The 20,446-nt window shown below is 48.1% G+C and carries 17 protein-coding genes and 1 tRNA gene; 9 read left to right on the forward strand and 9 right to left on the reverse strand.

What is annotated here, in order from left to right; genetic code table 11:
• Window positions 1–23: 23 nt before the first annotated feature.
• The 7 genes from HPY86_01315 to HPY86_01345 all read left to right on the forward strand — a co-directional run bounded on the left by HPY86_01315 (window position 24) and on the right by HPY86_01345 (window position 6,122).
• Window positions 24–98 (forward strand) — tRNA-Pro (locus tag HPY86_01315).
• Between the two features lie 49 nt (window positions 99–147).
• A complete protein-coding gene (gene hpt / locus HPY86_01320) occupies window positions 148–672 on the forward strand; it encodes a hypoxanthine phosphoribosyltransferase (GenBank protein ID NPV13558.1) in 525 nt (174 codons plus the stop codon).
• Window positions 662–2,404 carry an adenine deaminase gene (gene ade / locus HPY86_01325; protein NPV13559.1) on the forward strand — a complete coding sequence of 581 codons (1,743 nt, stop codon included), beginning with the start codon at window positions 662–664 and terminating at the stop codon, window positions 2,402–2,404. The genes hpt and ade overlap by 11 nt, the downstream gene beginning before the upstream one ends.
• A complete protein-coding gene (locus HPY86_01330; protein ID NPV13560.1) occupies window positions 2,397–2,852 on the forward strand; it encodes a TIGR00725 family protein in 456 nt (151 codons plus the stop codon). Before ade ends, HPY86_01330 begins: the two co-directional genes overlap by 8 nt.
• 10 nt (window positions 2,853–2,862) lie before the next feature.
• Window positions 2,863–4,356, forward strand: a complete 1,494-nt coding sequence (locus HPY86_01335) for an aldehyde dehydrogenase family protein (protein ID NPV13561.1) — start codon at window positions 2,863–2,865, stop codon at window positions 4,354–4,356.
• Between the two features lie 9 nt (window positions 4,357–4,365).
• Window positions 4,366–5,355: an ATP-binding cassette domain-containing protein gene (locus HPY86_01340; GenBank protein ID NPV13562.1), complete on the forward strand. Its 990-nt coding sequence runs from the start codon at window positions 4,366–4,368 to the stop codon at window positions 5,353–5,355.
• A gap of 11 nt (window positions 5,356–5,366) precedes the next feature.
• Window positions 5,367–6,122, forward strand: a complete 756-nt coding sequence (locus HPY86_01345) for an ABC transporter permease (protein NPV13563.1) — start codon at window positions 5,367–5,369, stop codon at window positions 6,120–6,122.
• A 40-nt stretch (window positions 6,123–6,162) separates the two neighbouring features.
• Here HPY86_01345 and HPY86_01350 read toward each other — a convergent pair whose 3' ends face one another.
• The 9 genes from HPY86_01350 to larA all read right to left on the reverse strand — a co-directional run bounded on the left by HPY86_01350 (window position 6,163) and on the right by larA (window position 19,002).
• Window positions 6,163–6,807, reverse strand: coding sequence for a hypothetical protein (locus HPY86_01350; GenBank protein NPV13564.1), 645 nt, complete (start codon window positions 6,805–6,807; stop codon window positions 6,163–6,165).
• Window positions 6,804–7,700, reverse strand: coding sequence for a hypothetical protein (locus HPY86_01355; GenBank protein ID NPV13565.1), 897 nt, complete (start codon window positions 7,698–7,700; stop codon window positions 6,804–6,806). Before HPY86_01355 ends, HPY86_01350 begins: the two co-directional genes overlap by 4 nt.
• Window positions 7,697–8,365, reverse strand: coding sequence for a DUF3623 family protein (locus HPY86_01360; GenBank protein ID NPV13566.1), 669 nt, complete (start codon window positions 8,363–8,365; stop codon window positions 7,697–7,699). The genes HPY86_01355 and HPY86_01360 overlap by 4 nt, the downstream gene beginning before the upstream one ends.
• A gap of 9 nt (window positions 8,366–8,374) precedes the next feature.
• A complete protein-coding gene (locus HPY86_01365) occupies window positions 8,375–9,457 on the reverse strand; it encodes a fibronectin type III domain-containing protein (protein ID NPV13567.1) in 1,083 nt (360 codons plus the stop codon).
• An 87-nt stretch (window positions 9,458–9,544) separates the two neighbouring features.
• On the reverse strand, window positions 9,545–12,736 hold the full coding sequence (locus tag HPY86_01370) for a UvrD-helicase domain-containing protein (GenBank protein NPV13568.1): 3,192 nt from the start codon (window positions 12,734–12,736) through the stop codon (window positions 9,545–9,547).
• A complete protein-coding gene (locus HPY86_01375; GenBank protein ID NPV13569.1) occupies window positions 12,737–15,613 on the reverse strand; it encodes a hypothetical protein in 2,877 nt (958 codons plus the stop codon). It abuts the gene before it with no gap.
• Between the two features lie 202 nt (window positions 15,614–15,815).
• A complete protein-coding gene (locus HPY86_01380; GenBank protein NPV13570.1) occupies window positions 15,816–16,073 on the reverse strand; it encodes a hypothetical protein in 258 nt (85 codons plus the stop codon).
• A 12-nt stretch (window positions 16,074–16,085) separates the two neighbouring features.
• On the reverse strand, window positions 16,086–17,375 hold the full coding sequence (asnS, locus tag HPY86_01385) for an asparagine--tRNA ligase (GenBank protein NPV13571.1): 1,290 nt from the start codon (window positions 17,373–17,375) through the stop codon (window positions 16,086–16,088).
• A gap of 403 nt (window positions 17,376–17,778) precedes the next feature.
• A complete protein-coding gene (larA, locus tag HPY86_01390) occupies window positions 17,779–19,002 on the reverse strand; it encodes a nickel-dependent lactate racemase (GenBank protein ID NPV13572.1) in 1,224 nt (407 codons plus the stop codon).
• A 249-nt stretch (window positions 19,003–19,251) separates the two neighbouring features.
• Here larA and purE point away from each other — a divergent pair, with 249 nt between their 5' ends.
• Complete coding sequence (purE, locus tag HPY86_01395; protein NPV13573.1) at window positions 19,252–19,761, forward strand: 5-(carboxyamino)imidazole ribonucleotide mutase; 510 nt, start codon at window positions 19,252–19,254, stop codon at window positions 19,759–19,761.
• A gap of 29 nt (window positions 19,762–19,790) precedes the next feature.
• On the forward strand, window positions 19,791–20,441 hold the full coding sequence (locus HPY86_01400; protein ID NPV13574.1) for a SagB/ThcOx family dehydrogenase: 651 nt from the start codon (window positions 19,791–19,793) through the stop codon (window positions 20,439–20,441).
• The last annotated feature ends 5 nt before the right edge of the window (window positions 20,442–20,446 follow it).

Here is a 20,446-nt window from a genome sequence, read left to right on the forward strand (position 1 = left end):
AATATCGTTTATATTGTATCAGACGGGGCGTAGCGCAGTTGGTTTAGCGCGCTTGGTTCGGGACCAAGAGGTCGCTGGTTCAAATCCAGTCGCCCCGACTTGTTTTTCCAGTATGTTTATTTTCTCGAGGGAAAGAAATTTACTACTATGGTAAAGGTTCTGATTTCCGCTGAAGAGATTGCACGCCGGGTAAAGGAACTGGCAGACGAAATTTCCCGGGATTATGCCGACAAAGAACTGCTGATGGTGGGAATTCTCAAAGGGTCGTGGATTTTTCTTGCCGACCTGGTGCGACAGTTACGCGTACCGGTTTTTGTCGATTTTATGACCGTTTCCAGTTATGGCAAAAGTACCAAGTCTTCCGGTGTCGTAAAAATTGTTATGGATTTAAAATGTTCAATTGAGGGCAAGGATGTTTTGATTGTTGAAGATATCCTTGATACCGGTTTAACTTTGAAATATATCATTGAGAGTTTACAGTTGCGCAAGCCAAACAGTTTAAAACTATGTGTTTTGATGGATAAACCTGAACGACGCCGGGTCAGAATCGAGCCGGATTATCGGGGATTTGTTGTACCTGACAAATTTGTAGTCGGTTATGGCGCTGATTATGCGGAGCGGTTTCGAGGTTTACCTTATATCGGTTATGTCGAGGAAGAGAATGACCAATAAGGAGCTAAAGACGCTTCAAGAGTTTTTAAAGGTGAGTCGCGGTGAGGTCCAAGGCGACCTTCTGCTTAAAGGTGGTTATGTAGTCGATGTTTTTACCGGTGAGGTGCGCAGGACGAATGTTGTCATCAAGGGCAACCGAATTGCCGGTGTCGGCTCCGAATACAACAGGGCAAAACAGGTTGTTGATGTGTCCGGATTTTACATTGCACCAGGGTTTATCGATGCCCACATCCATATCGAAAGTTCTTTACTCTCCGTCGCTGAGTTTGCTCGTTTATGTTTGCTACACGGTACGACTGCAGTTGTTGCGGACCCGCACGAGATTGCCAATGTTCTGGGTGAGCGGGGGGTGAATTACATTCTCAAGGCGAGTGAAGGTTTGCCTCTTGATGTATTTATTGCGGTTCCTTCCTGTGTTCCAGCCACATCCCTGGAAACCAATGGGGGAAAAATTGATGTGCCGGTAGTAGAGAGACTTTTAAAGCACAAGCGGGTTATCGGACTGGCAGAGGTGATGAACTATCCCGGGGTAATTTTCGGAGATAAGGATGTTCTGCAAAAGATTCAGGCGGCAAAAGCATCAGGTAAAAAGGTAGATGGTCATTCACCGGGACTTTCCGGTTTACTGCTGCAAGCATATGCGGCTGCGGGTATTGGTTCAGACCATGAATGTATTAGTTTTGAAGAGGCAAGGGAAAAGTTGCGCGCTGGGATGCGGGTTTTCATTCGCGAGGGTTCTGCAGCGCATAACCTTGAAGCGTTGGTCCGGGTGGTAAATGCGATCTCCCTGCGGCGATGTTGTTTGGTAAGTGATGACCGGCACCCTTCAGACCTGCTTTATGAGGGCCATTTAGACTGTGTCTTGCGTAAGGCGATAGCGCTGGGCATAGTTCCGATTGAGGCAATCCAGATGGTGACTTTGAATCCAGCTGAGTACTTCGGTTTTGATGACCGCGGGGCGGTTGCACCTGGGTATCTGGCGGATATTGTGGTTTTGGGAGATTTAGAGAAAATAGATGTTCAGATGGTTGTTAAATCGGGAAAAATAGTTGTTGAAAACCGTCAGTTCAAAGTCAAAATTGCGGTACGGGATGATAAAAAGGTTTTAAACAGTGTGCGGATACCTGCGTTAACCGTAAAGGACTTTGCGATTAAGGCAGAAGGCGAGTTGTGTAATGTTATCCGGGTTGTGCCCGGACAAATAATAACGGAAAGGCATATTCAGGCGCCAACTGTGAAGAACGGTTTTGTTGTGGCAGATACCCGACGGGACCTTTTGAAGTTGGTGGTTATTGAAAGGCACAAAGGCACCGGAAGAATGGGCAAGGGGTTGGTAACTGGATTTGGACTTAAGAAGGGTGCGTTAGGGTCGACCGTGGCGCACGATTCCCACAATATTATCATTGTGGGTACGAATGACCGGGATATGCTCGATGCTGCCCGCGCGCTTAAGAGTATGGGTGGTGGTTATGTTGCGGTGGCAGAAGGCAAAATTGTTGCAAAACTCGCATTGCCTATTGCCGGACTTATGTCCAACAAACCAGCAAACGAGGTGGCGGCTGATTTACGGTTTCTCATTGAAAAAGCACAACGCTGGGGTTCAAGGTTGGAGAATCCATTTGTTACCCTTTCGTTTCTTGCTTTACCGGTGATTCCGGAATTAAAACTGACCGACCGGGGATTGGTCGATGTAAGTCGCTTTGAAATTATCGACCTGTTTTGCCATGACTAAAAGGTATGTTGGCGTGATAGGTGCTGGTGAATGCGATGATAGTTTAGGACAAATGGCAAAGGAGGTTGGGCAGGGAATCGCTCGGATGGGGGCAATACTGATATGTGGTGGACTGGGTGGGGTAATGGCAGCGGCATGCGAGGGTGCAAGACAGGAAGGCGGTTTAACCGTAGGAATTTTGCCCGGAACGCGTCGGGGTGAAGCAAATCAATTTGTTGATATCGAAATTGTTACCGGTATCCTAGAAGCTCGAAATTTGATTATTATCAGAACTGCGGATGTCCTTGTAGCAATCGGCGGCTCCTACGGCACTTTATCAGAAATCGGGTTTGCTTTAAAGATGAACAAACCGGTTATTGGCTTAAAGACCTGGGATATTCCTGGGGTTTTGAAAGTGACAACCGTTGCAGAGGTATTGCAACTGGTTGCCAATGAAATAAAAAAATAAAAGGAGGAATATGGCAAAAGAGTACTTAAATTTTATCAACGGCAAGTTTGTGCCGGCAAAAACCGGTAAAAGTTATGAGAACCGCAACCCGGCAGATACTGATGACTTAATCGGGATATTTCCGTCATCCGGACCCGCGGATGTCGATGATGCAGTTCAAGCGGCAAAGCAGGCATATCCTGGCTGGCGTGCTCTGCCCGTGCCGAAAAGAGGAGAAATTATACGGCGGGCAACCGAAATACTGATTAAGCGCAAAGAAGACCTGGCACGATTGATGACACGGGAGATGGGAAAGGTTCTAAAAGAGACCAGGGGAGATGTACAGGAAGCGATTGATACCGGGTTGTATGCGGCGGGTGAAAGTCGGAGGCTCTGGGGCAAATTTGTGCCTAGCGAGTTACCGAACAAGGTTGCATTTGTAACCCGGCAACCAATGGGTGTTTGGGGTATGATTTGTCCCTGGAACTTTCCGATGGCAATCCCTTCCTGGAAAATCTTTCCGGCATTGATTTGTGGCAATACGGTTGTTATTAAACCGGCAACATTAACTCCCGCATCGGTGCACGAATTTGTTGCTGCTTTGACCGAAGCCGGTGTGCCAGCAGGAGTGGTGAATATCGTATATGGTGAAGGTAGCGTTGTTGGTGAGGCGTTTTTGAACCATCCGGATATCTGTGGTATTTCCTTTACCGGTTCTTCAGTTATCGGTAGACGGATTGCCGAGGTGTGTGGCAAGCAGTTAAAACGATGTTCGCTGGAACTGGGCGGAAAAAATGCCCAAATCGTGATGGGAGACGCCGATTTGGAACTGGCACTGGAAGGTGTTATCTGGGGTGCGTTTGGAACTACCGGGCAACGTTGTACCGCAACATCGCGGCTTATTATTGAAGCCGTGGTATATGACAAATTTCTTGAAATGGTTGTGGAGCGTGCGAAGAAGCTGAAGGTTGGTAATGGACTTGACGAAACCGTTGAGATGGGACCGCTTGTCAGTGAAGGGCAGCGAAAAACGGTCCACAGTTATGTGGAGATCGGTAAGAGTGAAGGAGCAAGGCTGGTCTTGGGTGGTGAGCCGTTTGAAGGTGACGATTATGACAGAGGGTTTTTCTATAAACCAACGATATTTGCCGATGTAAAACCCGGGATGCGCATTGCCCAAGAGGAGATTTTTGGACCGGTGCTCTCGGTTATCAAGGTTAAGGACTTTGCCGAGGCGATTAGTGTACTCAACGGTACATCCTATGGTCTTTCTTCCTCTATCTACACCCGCGATGTGAATCGGGCGTTCAAGGCGATTGAACAGATTGAGGCGGGTATCACCTATGTCAATGCGCCCACCATCGGCGCTGAATGTCATTTGCCATTTGGCGGCGTTAAGGAGACCGGTAATGGCCATCGCGAGGGAGGTTGGACTGCGTATGAAATCTTCTCAGAGCTGAAAACGGTATATGTTGATTATTCTGGTGTTCTCCAAAAGGCGCAGATTGACACGGCGGAGGATTAGCTTGCAAAAGTGAATAGCGCGCCGGTTATTCAGGTAGACAGATTAACAAAGGATTTTAAGGGCTTTGTTGCGGTTGACCACATATCCTTTGAAGTTAAAACTGGTGAGATTTTTGGCTTTCTGGGTCCCAATGGTGCAGGTAAAACTACTACGACACGCATGCTTTGCACCTTGACCCGCCCCAGTGCTGGTCGGGCTTGGGTGGCAGGTTACGATGTTCTCTCGCAACAGAGTTTGGTGCGTCGGGCGATAGGCATAATCTTTCAGGACCCTTCGCTTGACGACCGGCTAACCGCGCAAGAAAATTTGAAGTTCCATGGTCTGATTTATCGGGTTCCCAAGAACGAACTCAAAAAAAGAGTTACTGAAGCACTGGAATGGATGGAACTCGCTGACCGTGCTGATGACTTAGTTCGCAACTTTTCCGGCGGCATGAAGCGTCGGCTGGAGATTGCTCGAGCGTTACTTCATACCCCGCGGGTTCTGTTTCTGGATGAACCCACGCTGGGGCTTGACCCACAAACCCGTAACCGCATATGGGAAAGGCTATTAAGACTCAGGCAAACAGGGAATATGACCTTATTCCTTACCACTCACTATATGGATGAAGCCGAGTATTGTGACCGAATTGCAATAATTGATTATGGAAAAATCATTGCCCTCGACACGCCGGCAAATCTTAAGGCACAACTACAGGGCGATTGTGTTATCTTAACTACCAGGGACAACAACCGCGCTGTCCTTGAAATCAGACAGCGCTACAATATCGAACCAACCGTTGAAGGGGAACGGTTACGCTTTGAGGTGAAAAACGGCGCCGAGTTTGTCCCAGGCTTGATAAAAGAAATTTCCGTTCCCGTGGTTTCGGTTTCGATTCATCAACCGACGCTTAACGATGTTTTTCTTAAACTTACCGGCCGGGAGATACGGGATGAAGAGGCGTCAAATCACGAAAAGCTAAAAGACAGGATGCGCCGTATGGGCCGAGGCTGGCGCTAAAGGGGGTTGATTTGATTGACCTGTCCTGTATCTATATGGTCTGGCTCAGAGATATTATTCGGTACTTTCGGGAAAAGAGCCAGTTGTACGGTTCGCTTACCAGGCCTATTCTCTGGCTTTTTATACTCGGGCTCGGTTTGCGAGGCGGATTTCGGAGTGTACAAAATGTTAACTATACTCAGTTTATCTTTCCGGGTATTGTAGCGATGACCGCAATTTTCACTTCAATCCAATCCGCGATTTCGATTATCTGGGACCGGGAATTTGGTTTTTTAAAAGAGGTTCTTGTTGCGCCCGTACCAAGGACATCAATTGTTCTTGGTAAAGCCCTTGCCGGCACAACTCTATCGTTAATTCAGGGTTGTATCATCCTATTGCTTGCACCGTTAGTCCGGGTTAAATTACAAATTATCAATGTGTTACCACTAATAGTGGTAATTGTTATTATGTCATTTGCCCTTACCGGAATCGGTATCATAATCGCAGCGCGAATGACCTCTTTTCAAGGGTTTGGGACAATTATGAACTTTGTGATAATGCCGATGTGGTTTTTAAGCGGCGCTTTGTTCCCCTTGCAAGGTCAAATCCCCTGGTGGCTCAATTTTCTGGTGCGAATCAACCCATTGACCTATGGGGTTGACCTTGTTCGGCGTTTGGTTCTTGGTTTTTCTTTTTATTCACCCTATTTTGATTTGGGCTTTCTAATCATATTTAGTGGTTTGACCACGGCGCTTGCGGTCTACTTTTTTAACCGCGGTGAATATTAGATAAACCAAGTGCTCTTATTGCCCGATAAGTAATCTGGAGTTATTTTATCAGCCCGAGCCAGTCGCCCAATAAGAACTGAAGCCTGCCAATAAATAAGGAGAGCCGCGCCATTACCGTATAGCCAAAAGAGGCGCCAAACCCAATCATTATGAAAATAATACCGGTATAACTTAACGGTTTAAGAATACCCTTACGTTCGGTGGAGAAGAAGAAGTAACTGATGGTTGCGATAACTCCGAAGAGGATGATCACTGCCCAGAGACCTGCCTGCCAGTGGGCAAAACTCGCCCGGGTAACAATGGTCGCTTTTGCCTGCCGTATGATTTCGGCGTCAATAGCACGCGGAATTGATGTACCAGATGCGTAACCGAGGACAATGGCGATGGGAATACGAATCAGCCAGGAGATTTTTGGAATGAACCGGGTAAAGTAAAGGGCTCCGATTATAGCGATGGCGATGAGCCAGACTTTGGTGGAAACCGGTGTTTGAGCAGAACCAACCCGGTCAAAAAGGGAGGGGACAAGAATCCGATGCCAGTAGAAGGTTATTGCATAGCCGTTAGCGATACCAACATAGAGATGTTCAGCAAAACGGTAGAAGGGATTCTCTTTGTAGAGAAATGAGAAGATTGCCAGGGTCAAAATTGCGGCAATCCAGACCCAGGGGTCGGTTGACAGGTTCATTTTTTCCTCCTCCTTGTTGCGAAGAAGGCGATGTTGCCGATGATAATAAATGCCATAATCGCAAGGTGCGCCGCGGTCTGCGAGGACATCGCTTCGGTACCGCGATTGCGCAGCGCCCAATTCATACCGTTTTTCTTCATTCGTTCGGCAACAAGTTGCTCATATTCAGCAGCGCCTTTCATTCCGGCGAGCATCCCAATGAACTGACCGGAGTTGACATACGGGTAAAAATCAGCTGCCGAGACAGCGGTGATACCACAACTTAAGTTGACACCAAATTGAACCTGAGCGTAATTTATCCAGGAACGGGGGATTGCGGAAGCGGCGATTGTGATAAGAATGCCGATATCGTCATAATTTTTGATATGGCGCATTATCGGCAGGCTTTCGGTGCGATTGCCATAGTAATCAACCGGGAAGACATTGGTAATGCGTTCACCCATACCGAGCATCACGGTGAGTACTGGAGTTGTCCAGCCCCAGAATACATAATCTTCACCATAGATAACGGAGTCTTCACGAGTTCGGGCATTGCTATTGAATTCGGTTGTTACCTGCTGAATTGCTTCCTCTGCTAATCCCAATCCGTAAACCGAAATGGCAAGAATTCCTACCCGACGTTTCTGGGCAAAGGCATGGCGCATTAAGGCAACAACCATTGGCTGGAGTTCGGCACGGGTGTCAGGAGTAAAGTCAACGGAAATCGCCAGCGCTTTGTTTTCCGGCATTGTATCAATGTAGTTAAAAAGTTTTTCAACCGTTGATGAGGGTTGAGGCTTAATTCTAAACGGGAAAAGCAAAGGTATCATTACCACTAACCACAGCACAAGGTAAATCCAGCGGCGGTCAATTTTCTGAAGCCGAACAAGTATATTTTCCCGGGGTGTGCTCATTTTCCACCTCCACCCAGCCAGCCGCGTTCAATACCGAGAATAATTTTCAAGGAAGTGGCAAAGATGCCCAATTCAACGCCAAACAGGATGCCCCGTTTCGAAGCGGTATTGGGTACGGCAAGAATCCATTCCGCAAATGCGGGCAGTTGGTGATGAATCAGTCTGCCGAGGGGAACTGCACCCAGCATCATTATGAATGCGGCAAGGAGTAACAGTGTTGCCTCAAGGTTGCGTGCCCGGAAGGCACGATAGGCGGCAGAAGACATAAAGAATGCCAAAAGCGAAAACATCGTCGCGGCAAGTGGAACCATCATATTGGAGTAAATCGTTTGAATGTGGAATGAGAAGTTGCCGATACGCGTTGGTAAAACTCCAGGACGGGTGACATCAATACCACCAAACAAGCCGATAATTGCGGTAATAACCAGAGCGATAAGGGTGATGTAACTGTATTGCCAGAATTGGGCTTTGCGTTGAATTTTAATCAGATGGTGCTGAACGATTGAACCGACACCGAGCACAAGACTGAAGGCGGCGATGATGCGCTGGACATCGTTGCGCATAATCTCATCGGCGCTACGGATTGCGGGGTAGGGAACAAAGAAGGCAACGGCACCAAAAATACCGGTGATAAGGACAATCAACAAAGGTAAGCGGCGCTGCATAATACCTCCTTAAAGCCAGTTGAGTACAGGTAGATTAAACCCCAAGGCGAGTAATGACATCAAGAGAATCAAAATTGTAATTAGCGCCTTGGAGTAATCCTGGCCCTTAATTGCGCCGAGCAGCAGGGGTTCGCGTGAGATGTAGGCACTTGCCGCATAAAGCTCTTCACCAATCAAAGTGTAGTCGCAGGCGGTGATAAAGAACGGTAACTGGGCAATTGCATCGGTACCGGCAATCTGAATGGCACCGGTTGCCGCACCGGTTTCGGCAAGAATCAGAGATTCCGCCCAGAACATTCCAATCAGAAAGTTGGTGGCAGGCTTTTCTCGGGTCATAATTCCATCGACCGCAGCAGCAAAGGCGAATTGCTGGTCAGTAACGAAGAAGACAATGTCCTGGTGAAAGGCGTCAGGACGACCCGCTGCGGTGTACGATTCCTTGACAACTTCGCGAGCAACGGTGTAAACAATCGGGTCACTGGTGGGAACGATCAATGGGGTGCCAAATTGGGCGGTCTTTTTTGCCACTTCACCCAGGATGTTTAATGAGGCGATTGTCGCAACATCGCTCACCGTTGAGAGCCCCGGGACATACAAGGTTGCTCGTCCCATTTCAGTTGCTCTGCCCAGGGCTTCTTCAACGGCGTCCAAACCAGTGATGCGGCGGATAAACAGGGAACGGTCTCTTTTTGCCCGGTTGATAAAATAGACAAAAATCAAACTTAATACTATGGTGCCAATGAGGGCAGGGAGTGTGGACTTGTCAAACCAGTGTGGGATAGCGATGGCATATTGGGATGCTTCAGATTCAGCAATTTCTGTTGCTGATGCGGCGAGGATTTTATAGCGATAGGGTACCTTGTTTTGTGCTTCGTCATCAATATAACGAGATGTGAGTCTGCCGACAAAGGCGAGTGTCTCCCACTCTTCTGAGCCTTGCTTTTGACGTAACACCCGGTAACTGAGTACCGTCGTATCGGCGGATTTCTGCCAGGTGACAAGGAGCTTGCCACCTTCGTCGTTAGGGACATCGCAGACGGTAATGTCGGTTGGTGGTAAAATCGCAAAGAATAGTAAAATTAATTGCAACATTAAATTGGAGTTTAAAGCAAATCAATCAGGTGTCAAGCAAAATGCAAATAATTTTGAAGAATGGCGATATAACGCCGGCTTGCTTTATTAAAGTTCGGTAGGCACCGGGACAATGCGCAAAGCGTTGGTGAACACCAGGTATACATTTACTTTTTTATCGGGAAACATTGACCGAGCCGCTGCGGCGTAATGTTTAAGTTGCAGTTCGTAATACTCCTGAGTCAGGGTGGGAATCTCAGTTTCTTTTATCGGAAATGTTTTGTAATCATACACCCGTACCTCATTAGGTAGGACAATCAATCGGTCAACGCGGCAGTTCCATAAGGTCGCGCCGTCTTGATACATCAGGGGAAGTTCGGCAAAGGAGTCGGGTTGCGGCTTGATAATTTGCCAGAGGGGGGATTTTTTAATGCGGTTAATTTGCGCTGTAACAAGCTGGGTTAGTTTATCTAAACGGTCCTGAGGGATGGGATTTTGACGGAGTAGCCGCATAATTTCTTGTTTAAGTGCGGGGTCCTCGGGTGCCAATCGGCGGGTTGAGAACATTTCAAAGAGGCGATGAAAAACATCACCAAGGACGATGGCTTCAGGATGATGCCGGGAGTGGTCACGGGGTGTATAACGGGTTACGGAACGGATTTGGGGCAGGGTAACCGGTTGTATTGGACCCTTTTTGACCACGGGCTTCGGCTCTTCTTTTACTTCTGGTGCTGGCAAAACCGGCTCCGGGATTGTGGTGGCATTAATACAATAGACATTCGCGATGTTAGCGTTTTCCAACTTAAACTCCTTACCATCAAAGGTCAGTCCAAGATGTTTTTTTAACCAGTCAAGTTTTATCTTTTCTTTCCCGTCCGTTTTGGTACTCATTTGCCAGACGCCGGTGAGAAAGAGCGCATCACAGGCACGGGTACAGGCGACATAAAAAACCCGCTTCTCTTCCTCGATTTGCTTTTCGAGAACGGTTTGAAAAACCGGATGGCTTTTCCGAACATCGCTGTCGGGCAGGTAATATGCCTGCGCTTCAACGATGCCCTGTTCGTTAATCGTTTCGTCGATGAGCAGGTCTTCTTTATAACTTTTTCGTGCGAGGATTTCTTCATTTAGTCCGGGGTGAAATACGATGGGAAATTGTAAACCTTTTGCTGCATGCACAGTCATTATTTGGACGACATCCATTCCGCTAATCGTGACATCGGCACGCGCCTCGTCTTTTTCGCTGTCTTCGAGGAATTTCTTGATGCGGTAGAGGTTGATACCTTCCAGTTCCATATTTTGAATAATCTGAAGGAATTTTTTGACATTAGCCGCGCGCTGCGGTTCCCAGAACTTCTCCCAGGCTCGGGTCTGGGTGAGTACGCGGTCGACAATCAAATGTAGTGGTTCGTAATTGACCCGGGAAAGGGCGGTGTTGAGGATGTGGACCGTGGTTGTGAGTTCGTGGTTATCGGTGGCAAACTGGCTTACCCGTTCCCATAGGGTAGGGGAAAAATCTTTAGCTGGGTATTGGGCGTTACTGATAATGAGCAGGTCTTTTTCTTTGATGCTGAATAAGGGGCTCCGTAATGTAATATAAAGGGCGATGTCATCTGCCGGGTCAATAAGAAAAGATGTCAGGGCAGCAAGGTAGCGGATTTCGGCTTCTTGATAGAATCCGGTGCCCCCAACCACCAGAAATGGAATCGCATAGTCGCGCAACGCCTTTTCAATGGCGTCGAGCTGGGTGCGGTTGCGAATAAGAATGGCAATATCCTGGTAACGGCAGGGACGCGGTGTTTCACTGCCGTTGGACTGGCGCTCGTAAATTTGATAACCGTTATCAATCAAGGCGCGAATGCGTCGGGCAACAATCCGGGCATCAATCTGTCGGCTTTCCGGGCTGTTGATTTTTTCTTCTGCAGGGTGGAGGACAATTTCCACTCGCCCGGGTCCGCTTCTGGTGCGCTGGCAGACAAATGGGGCGTAACGGGTGCACCAGGCTGGTTGTTCAGGCTCGGGTGCCATTAACCGGGGAAAAAGTGTATTGGTAAAGTCAATTATTGCCGGTAGCGAGCGGTAGTTATTTTTCAGGGTCGTACGGTTGAACTTTTCTTTTCCCAGCCAGTTTTCCAATCGCTCAGCGGCTCGCGTGAATACCTCGACATTGGCGCCCCGAAATAGATAAATTGACTGTTTGTCGTCCCCAACAATAAAGATTGTGGGGGTAATACCCTTGGCGGTTTTTGCGCCTGCGCCGGAGCGCCACTCTTCGGTCAGTTTGTCAATGATTTCCCATTGGAGAAAGGAGGTGTCCTGAAATTCATCAACCAGGATATGGTCGGTGCGTTCATCAAAGGCATAGAGGATATTCTGCCACTCATCATGCTGGCTGATAAGTTTCAGAGCAAGGATTTCCATATCGTCATAGTCAACCTGGCCCAATTCGTGCTTCATCCCTTCGTAGGCTTTGAGGAAAATTTCCCGAAACAGCCAGAACTGTTTGGCAAACTGGTGCTGGGCACGCGCGTTGAGCAGCAACCAGCGATAGCGCGCCATTAGTTGCGCCCACTTTCGTTCTTCAGTAGTGAATCCCTGTCGGCGTGGGTCTTTATTTTTTGTTAAGAATGTAAGTTCGTGATTTTGCAGATGGCGGTAAGCGTATTCGATTGTTTCCGGTGTAAAGTTGTCAGGAAAAAGGAGGTGGTAATTATCTATTTTGTCGTTCCCGACCGGATGTTCTTTTAACTGACAGGCAAGTTCGCAAATTTCCTGTGCCATTCTGTTTTGGATGGTAACGCGGAGCGTAGCGATGCGCCGTTTAAAGAGTTGATTAAAAAGTTCCGACAGTTTATCCCAGTTTTGTTTGGTTTCGGTAGTTATCAGGTCAAGGAGCAACTGGTACTCCTTGGAATCCACATTCTCTTCAGCGATTTTCATCAGGGTGTCATACTTTGTCTGTTGCCACAAAGATTCCGCATCGGTAAGCGCCTGAGGGTTGGGGTCGATATCAAGGAGATAGGCAAATCGGCGTACCAGCGAAAAGCAGAAGGAATGAATCGTAGAAATCCGCAGTTTCAAGATGTTGTCGCGTAAGAGTTGAGAGAGTTTTGGGTCGGTTTCTGCCGCCTTTTTCAGAATCCGTTCTTTCATTTCGGTTGCCGCTTTGTCGGTGAAGGTGATGGTAAGAATCCGTTCTGGTGGGACATTTTGCCTTAACAGTTGGATGTACCGTTCGCTCAGTTGCTCGGTTTTGCCTGAACCGGCAGGGGCAAAAACCACTTTGCTCTGCAGTTCGTTCATTTAACCTCCGTTGTCATCTTCCGACGCCTCTGTTTTGTAACCGCAGGTGAATTGAAAGTCGCAGTTGCGACAGTTGTTTTTCTTACTGGGTTGGGCAATAAACTTACCCATTCTAATGGCTTCAACGATTTCAGTGGCGTTTGGAATTGCCGCCTGAATTAAATCAGCAACGGTAGTTTCTTTTTTGGCGAGCCAGTTGATTTCGGCACGGCGGATGTGATAAAAACCAATATTGTCAACATTCTTTTGCGCGAACTCTTCTTGTTTCGAGAGCAGGTGAGCATAAAGTGGCAACTGGAGATGGGTGCGGTATTTTATTACATCCTGCTTGGAAATCAGGTCGGTGCCGGTTTTGTAATCGAGAATTCGAACCGCTGTGTCTGATGAGTCGATGCGGTCAATTCGGCCCTTCACCTTAATGTTCGGGGCAATGGCGCCCTTGAGTACATATTCAGTTTTAAAAGGTAAAAATCCTTCGTTGCGTAATTCCTTTTCCTGTTCGATAAACCGGGGCAAAATGTTTTTGAAAACCCGGCGGGTTACTTCAGCCCAGAACCGGGGTAATCCGGCATCTTTTAAAACCCGGTTGAGCAACCTTTCGGCATTTGATTCAATTTCTTTAAGGGATGGGATGGTTGCGCCGGAATAAATAAGTTTAAAGATGTTGTGGAGCAAAATACCCCACTGCTGGGCATCAATCACATACTCCGGTTCCGGTGGTATTTCCAGCCCTAACACATCTTCAAGATAAAACATAAATGGACAGCGCCGATAGCGCTCCAGGGCAGTAACCGAAATGTAGGAGTTAGGACCAAATCGGTGACTGATAATTTTCTGAACCTCTGGCTCGGCTGAGAAGTCAACCGAATGTGTGAGTTGTTCGAGGGTGACATTTGACATTTTCCCAAGATAGAGCTGGTGTTCTATTTCTGAGTAGATAACGGTGTTTTCTGTAAGATGGCGGGGTTCGGCAATTGCGATGCTGGGTTTAATGTCCGGCAGGAATGGTGTAGGCAGCACCGGATTGCCATCCTGGGTTTCAGGAAAACTGAGGAATGGTTGATTAAGGCAGGAACCGAGCGTGCGGTGAAAGTGGAATCGCTGCCAATCTCGATGCCAATCGATGTCCGGCAAACCCAGTTGTTTTCTTATTTTTTCGGGAATGAGCGGGTCGGGTTGATAGGCACCGGGCAGGGCATTTTCGGTTAAGCCGGCAAAGTACAAATTGTCCGCGGCGATACCCAGCATCTCTTCCATACTGAGGACAACAACCCCTTGCTGGTCCGGTTCCGAAGTTTTCGGGTTCAGGGATAGTAACTGGTTGATAATTTTTATGAAGTCGGTGCGGGTTTCTTTACTGGCACCAAAATCGGCTTCAAATTCAACGATAGTGTCAAGGATGTCGTACAGTTTTTTGCGGTCTTCAACCATTTCTGAACCAACCGGGTCGTCGGGAGCAATGTTGGTGCCGAAATCAACGGTTTCGAGAAACTGTTTGAGCCGGTGTGCCTGACTGCCGAGCGTGTCGGCTGGTTCAAGGATTTTTTCGGTAATACCCAGCGCCTGACGGACGCGTTGCTGGATTTCGCGTAGGAAACGGGCTTCCGGTTCGGATTCGTCCAGTGTTTCAGCACGGATTATCCTTTCGGCAATATTGTGCCAGTTTTCTCTGCCTTTGATGATGCCGGCGCGGCGGGAGACGATGTTGAGCATCCGGGCGGCGCGGTTACGGCTATTTAGTCCGGTGTGCGGGTCAATCGCGTTGTTGTCTTCAGATAGGCGCAAGAGCCTGGGGAAGAAGGGGGAAGAGAATGCGGCGGTCGTGGAAACCCGTTCGTAGTCGGTGTTCAGGGCGTTGAGGAGTTCGAGCACGGCAATTATTGGCGGCGCTGAGGATAGCGGCGATTCGGGATAGATGGTGAACGGGATTTCGTAATGACGAAAGATGCGGTTGACGAGCGGTGCGTACTCGTTAAGACGGGGAAAGACGACATATGTGTTCTTTAATCCTGATTTTTCCGCCTGAAGTCGTAAATGCCGGCAGATGCCAGTAACTTCGTCTTCGGCGGTAGGAAAACGCCATATCGTCGGTACTGTTTCTTTGTTCTTCTCAAAGGCTAAAGGATGCAATGTAAAACCCGGTTGGGAGAGGATAAAATCGTTAAATATCCGGGCAAGGTCGTAACCGGGATTAGGGTCAGAAGCACCATAGCCTAAAGCAAGGGTGTGTTCTGCTTTATCAATCAGTGCGGCAATGAGTTCCATCTCGAGCCGGTTGGGTGCAACAAAACTGTCAAGAATAAGAACCTTTATTGTGGGAACTTTTTCAAGGAGCCAGGGTGCCTGACTGAAAATGTCTTCGCTGTCAATCCAGCCCGATTCTTTAAGGGAACTGTTGTAATCGTTCATTATCTGGTGGGCGTCAAGTAAACGCTGGAGTACCTTTTCGTGACCAATGAATACATCCATTTTCTTAAGCCGTTCGGGTAGAGTGTTCTGTTCTTCCGGTGTGATGTGGCGTTTCAGGTCTTCGATAAATCGGGCAACAACCTGGGCATAACCAATTGTGACTTTTTTCTTTTTGCCGAGAAACAACTGGCGAATGAGAAGGGGTTTTAACTCATCGGGAAAGGGGCGCCGGTCGCTGTACTCACTGTTGAGTTTCAGGGCAAACTGGCGCAGGGTGAAGAATGCCGGTGGAATAAATGCCGATTTGCCATAAATCTGAGCGAAGAGCACCTGAGTGGCGCGCAGTTTTCGGGGGCTGGGCGTAAAGTAAAAAATTTCCTGAGGTAACACACCAATTTTCAAGGCCATTTTAAGAAGTTGTTCGGTGGCGTTCGGGCAGGAAAATGGAGCAAGAAACAGTTGACGCATAACTAAGATTTCAAAGAGTTAATTTACCTCTTCCGTAAATTTGATGTTTTTGCCGCGCACTACTGCCGGGAGGCTTGCAACGCCTTCTTGCGGGCTTCTTCCCGGCGCCTTTTCTTTAATATCCAGCGATGACGCATCCGTTTTACCTTTGTTTTGCTTCTGGGCATACTCCTCCTTTTATAGCAGCGCTACTAATGGAATCTTAATCAGTAACCTTAAACACCTCATCATGTTCGTGGACCCGTGCCGTAACCTTCATTCCGGCTTCCTGACCAACTTCAATCCGGTTTACCGGTGCATGTTCAATCTGGAGCGATTCGACAATCTGGGTGTGGTCGGTGGTGTGACCTTTGATGTGAATTTTATCACCCACGGCAATTGGTCCAGCGGTTGCCCTGACCACGGCGACGCCGATTTTGCCAAAGTAGTGGGTAATAACTCCGACTTTTGTTTCAGGCATTTTAACCTCCTTTTAAGGATAAACCTTTTCCAAAAGTCGCGGGAAAGGAATTGTTTCCCGCACATGCTTTAAGCCACAAATCCAGGCGACGGTACGCTCCAATCCCAAGCCAAATCCGGAGTGGGGAAAAGAGCCAAATCGGCGTAAATCAAGGTACCAGGAGTAGGCGTCGCGCGGTAGGTTGAACTCCTTAATCCTCTGTTCAAGGGTCGCTAAATCATCTTCTCTCTGGCCGCCACCAATAATTTCACCATAACCTTCTGGAGCAATCATATCAACTCCGAGCGCTAGTTCAGGGTTTTCCGGGGCACGCTTCATATAGAACGCCTTAATCTTAGCAGGAAAACGGTGAATCATCACCGGAGTGTTGAACGCCTGACTTATCACCGTTTCTTCATCACCGCCAAAGTCGTCGCCAAACTCTATTGGTTTACCGGCATTTTTTAAAATCTCCAGCGCCTCGCGATAGGTGATGCGCGGAAATGGTTTCTTTACCGCCTGAAGTTTGGTGATATCCCGTTCCAGCGTTTCCAGTTCTGGTTGGCGTTTTTCGAGGATGCGATTAATTAGATAGCAAATCATATCTTCCATTAAATCCATTGTGCCGTCAAGGTCGAGGAAAGCGATTTCTGGTTCGAGCATCCAGAATTCGGTGAGATGACGCCGGGTTTTGGACTTCTCAGCACGAAATGTCGGACCAAAGCAGTAGGTTTTACGCACCGCGGCGCAGAGCGCTTCATTGTACAGTTGTCCGGACTGGGTAAGGTAAACCTGTTCGCCGTAGTAGTCGACCGGGAACAGGGTTGTTGTGCCTTCGACTGATGCCGGGGTTAATATCGGGGTGTCGCAACAGAGAAACCCTTGTTCTTCAAGATAGTCCCGCAGCGCCTTGATAATTTCATTCCGAATGCGTAAAATCGCCACCTGGCGACGGGAGCGTAACCAGAGGTGCCGGTTTGCCATCAAAAACTCAATGCCATGTTCTTTGGGTGTAATCGGATAAGGTTCGGCAAGGGCTATGACTTTGAGGTCCTGCGCGGTGAGTTCATAACCTCCTGGTGCCCTTTTTTCTTCCCGTGCTGTTCCGGTGATTTCTACAGCGGACTCCTGCGGGATTGAGTCGGCAAGTTCAAACGCCTCCGCTGGTACACTGTTTTGAACAAAAACACACTGGATAATTCCGGTTCCGTCTCGCAGGAGTACAAACCGAACCTTTCCCGAAGAGCGTTTGTTGTAAACCCAGCCGGTCAGCCGAACCTGCTTGCCAACCCAGGCGCCAATTTTTTCAACTGTTGTGTCCATTGGCTTAATTGTAAGATGACGGAATATTAAGTCAAGCACACAGCCTGGCGAATGATATACATTCAAGAACCATTTACCCCCTATATATAAATAATACGAAAATTCACCCCAGAGTGACAAAAAACAACTCCCTGCACAGTCCGGGGGTAATTCCTGGGATAGTCTCTAATACCTCCTTCTTCGCCGTAAGTGCGGTAGCGTGGAAGACCGATAGTGCGGTAGCCGTGATTGCGGCGTTCGGTTCTATCTTATTGATAGTACTGAATGTTATGCCTGGTGTCGTATCTGATACTCATATTGGACAACTTTGTCCGGTAATCTGGCAAACTGTTTTTGATGCCGTTTTTGGTTCTGTTTCCGGGGGTGTTGGCAGACCGGTATTTATGAGCCCTTTCTTAGCAGATTAAGGGTTAATCGGTATCGGAACTACCGCACCGGCATCAGGTATGATGTATATTCGGGCGCTGTTTCCCAGCTCGTTGAACGCTGCGGCAAGTGCCTGTTGGATTGAAGGGAACGGGGTCATAAAACAGGATTTGACAACCTGGTCTTCAATACCCATCACCGTGTAAAGTTTTGCCTTTTGCATCGCCCGTGCAAGTCGCGCCGCCTTATACCAGCCGGGATGGTCCGATTTTTCGCCCTGGAGGAGACGGTTAGGTTGGTTACAGATGGAAAGTACCCGGATGAACTCATCGTTGCCGATTCCCTGGTGGCAGCGCGACACCGTAATTTGAATGCCCCCATCTTTTAATGCGTAAATGCCAAACTCAAGGGCACGCTGGGACTGATAGAAGTTGATATCATAAGGGGGTTGCAGGATACTCAAAACAATGTCCGCTTTTTCTTTGATGGGCAGGGCAAAAAGCCGGTAGGCATCGGCACAGGCGTTTTCAAATGAACTAAAGAGGTCGCCGTAATGAACCGACAAAATACGGTGGTTTGCGTCCTGGACAATCTGAATTGAGAAGAGGGGTTTGGCAACCATTTTTGCCGCTTCGGTCATGTCGAGGTGGACCGGGTTGTTTTTTAACGAGAGCGGTGCCGAAGCGGGATGGAGTAAGAGGTTGTGGTTGTGAATTGTTGTTTCGTATGCGGCACAGCCCGGGATAAAACACTTTCTGCCACCGGTATATCCGGCAAAGTAATGGGGTTCAATTGAGTTGATTGTGAGAATGGCGTCAGCCCAGAGAATCTGGCGGTTGAGAAAAACATCGGTATTGAACGAAGTTTTGCCCAGGAAAAATAGAGCGGAACGGTCTCGAGCGTCGTGTTGAACGATTGCTGAAGATAAAGCGGAAAAGGTGTCTGAACCGAGAATTGTTTTTAACTCATCTTCGGTCGCTTTGCGATGGGTACCCAAACCGACAAGGATTTTTGTTTGCCGGGAGCAAAGAACCGGCAGAAGTGGAGTGAGAAAGGGCTGATTGGGAGTGGGTCGGGTGTAGTCGTTGACCAGAATCAGTATCCGCTGGTACTTTTCGATAAATTCAGTCGCTGAATTGATAACCGGTTGAAGTGGAACATCAACGATTTTTTGAGGAACCGGGGTTAAAATTCCGAGGATGTTTTCTTCTGGGACCTCAACCGTTTCACACCTGTCTCCGAAGCGTAGACTTAAATCCATAGTTTATTTTAATGGAAAACCGAAAATTTACAAGATGTTAAACCCACAATCAGTGTTAGAGGGCTTACCGGAAAGGATTCACCAATTTATTCGGTAAGTTACTTACCTAACCGTTCAGGGAGTCGTTCCCCTATTGAATCGGGTAATCGCCTCCGGGTGGATATTACCAATAATGTTCTATCTTTTATGCCAGTTAAATAGAGATTCAATTGTGATTTGACAGGAATTATCGCTTTGCTATCATTGGGTATGAGCGATAAAAATCAACCAGTCGTTGCTATTGTAATGGGTAGTCATAAAGATTATGATGTGATGGAAGAAGCAAAGAAGGTGTTAGACGGGTTCGGGGTGGCGAATGAGATACGGGTGATATCCGCACATCGGACACCCGCCGTATGCCAGGAGTTTGCGGTTAATGCGGCAAAACGAGGCATTAAGGTGATAATTGCTGGTGCGGGAAAAGCGGCTCACCTTGCGGGAGTGATTGCTTCCTGGACAACATTACCGGTTATCGGGGTTCCTTTGGACGGCGGAATGGAGGGTATTGACGCCCTGTTGTCGATGGTGCAGATGCCCGGAGGTGTGCCGGTTGCCTGTATGGCGGTTGGGAAATCGGGAGCGATCAACAGCGCGCTTTTTGCGATAGAAATACTGGCGCTGGAAGATGAAGGGTTGCGGGTTAAACTGGACCAGTTTCGCGAGCGCCAGGCAAAAGAGGTAATAGAAAAGGACGAGAAACTTCGACGGGGTAAGGATTAAACTCGATAACCAATTGCAGGGAGACGGGGATGTTGACAATTGCTTTGCTATTATTTATTGCCGGAGAAATGGGCACCTTTAATTCACTGATTAAACTACCGGCACCTGATACAATTGGCAGGGTCACAGTTGAAAAAGCGTTTTTGTGGCGGCGGTCTGTGCGCTCTTATGCGGACAAGGCTTTAAGTTTGCAAGAAATCGGTCAACTGCTCTGGGCAGCACAGGGAAAAACCGGTAAAAGTTACGGTCGAACTGCACCTTCGGCTGGCGCAACTTACCCAATGGAACTTTACCTGGTTGCCGGTAAAGTAACTGGTTTAGATTCCGGGGTTTATCGCTATTTGCCGGAAGAGCACGCACTGGAGTTTGTCAAATCTGGTGACTGGCGTCAGGAACTGGCAAGTGCGGCGCTGGGACAATCCTGTATAAATTATGCACCGGCAGTTCTTGTACTATGCGCTGAATATGAGCGGACAACCAGTCGCTACGGGGAGCGGGGCAAAAGGTATGTCCATATTGAGGCGGGCCATATTGGCCAGAATGTGCACTTACAGTGCGAGGCGCTGGGGATGGGAACAGTGATGGTTGGAGCGTTTGACGACAGAGCAGTACAACAAGTCTTGGTCACGAGGTTCGCGCCGCTTTACATTATGCCCTTTGGCTACAAGAAAAAACAGTAATTTTT

It is taken from the genome of candidate division WOR-3 bacterium (genome assembly GCA_013177935.1).
In the GTDB taxonomy this organism is placed as follows: Bacteria; Hydrothermota; Tepidihabitantia; order Tepidihabitantales; family Tepidihabitantaceae; genus Tepidihabitans.

Excerpts from the sequence above, each read along its gene's own strand:
- larA (NPV13572.1), bottom strand. The coding sequence starts at position 19,002 with ATGGATTTAAGTCTACGCTTCGGAGACAGGTGTGAAACGGTTGAGGTC.
- asnS (NPV13571.1), bottom strand. The coding sequence starts at position 17,375 with ATGGACACAACAGTTGAAAAAATTGGCGCCTGGGTTGGCAAGCAGGTT.
- HPY86_01360 (NPV13566.1), bottom strand. The coding sequence starts at position 8,365 with ATGCAGCGCCGCTTACCTTTGTTGATTGTCCTTATCACCGGTATTTTT.
- HPY86_01370 (NPV13568.1), bottom strand. The coding sequence starts at position 12,736 with ATGAACGAACTGCAGAGCAAAGTGGTTTTTGCCCCTGCCGGTTCAGGC.
- HPY86_01375 (NPV13569.1), bottom strand. The coding sequence starts at position 15,613 with ATGCGTCAACTGTTTCTTGCTCCATTTTCCTGCCCGAACGCCACCGAA.
- ade (NPV13559.1), top strand. The coding sequence starts at position 662 with ATGACCAATAAGGAGCTAAAGACGCTTCAAGAGTTTTTAAAGGTGAGT.
- HPY86_01350 (NPV13564.1), bottom strand. The coding sequence starts at position 6,807 with ATGAACCTGTCAACCGACCCCTGGGTCTGGATTGCCGCAATTTTGACC.
- HPY86_01355 (NPV13565.1), bottom strand. The coding sequence starts at position 7,700 with ATGAGCACACCCCGGGAAAATATACTTGTTCGGCTTCAGAAAATTGAC.
- hpt (NPV13558.1), top strand. The coding sequence starts at position 148 with ATGGTAAAGGTTCTGATTTCCGCTGAAGAGATTGCACGCCGGGTAAAG.
- HPY86_01335 (NPV13561.1), top strand. The coding sequence starts at position 2,863 with ATGGCAAAAGAGTACTTAAATTTTATCAACGGCAAGTTTGTGCCGGCA.
- HPY86_01365 (NPV13567.1), bottom strand. The coding sequence starts at position 9,457 with ATGTTGCAATTAATTTTACTATTCTTTGCGATTTTACCACCAACCGAC.
- HPY86_01400 (NPV13574.1), top strand. The coding sequence starts at position 19,791 with ATGTTGACAATTGCTTTGCTATTATTTATTGCCGGAGAAATGGGCACC.
- HPY86_01380 (NPV13570.1), bottom strand. The coding sequence starts at position 16,073 with ATGCCTGAAACAAAAGTCGGAGTTATTACCCACTACTTTGGCAAAATC.
- purE (NPV13573.1), top strand. The coding sequence starts at position 19,252 with ATGAGCGATAAAAATCAACCAGTCGTTGCTATTGTAATGGGTAGTCAT.
- HPY86_01330 (NPV13560.1), top strand. The coding sequence starts at position 2,397 with ATGACTAAAAGGTATGTTGGCGTGATAGGTGCTGGTGAATGCGATGAT.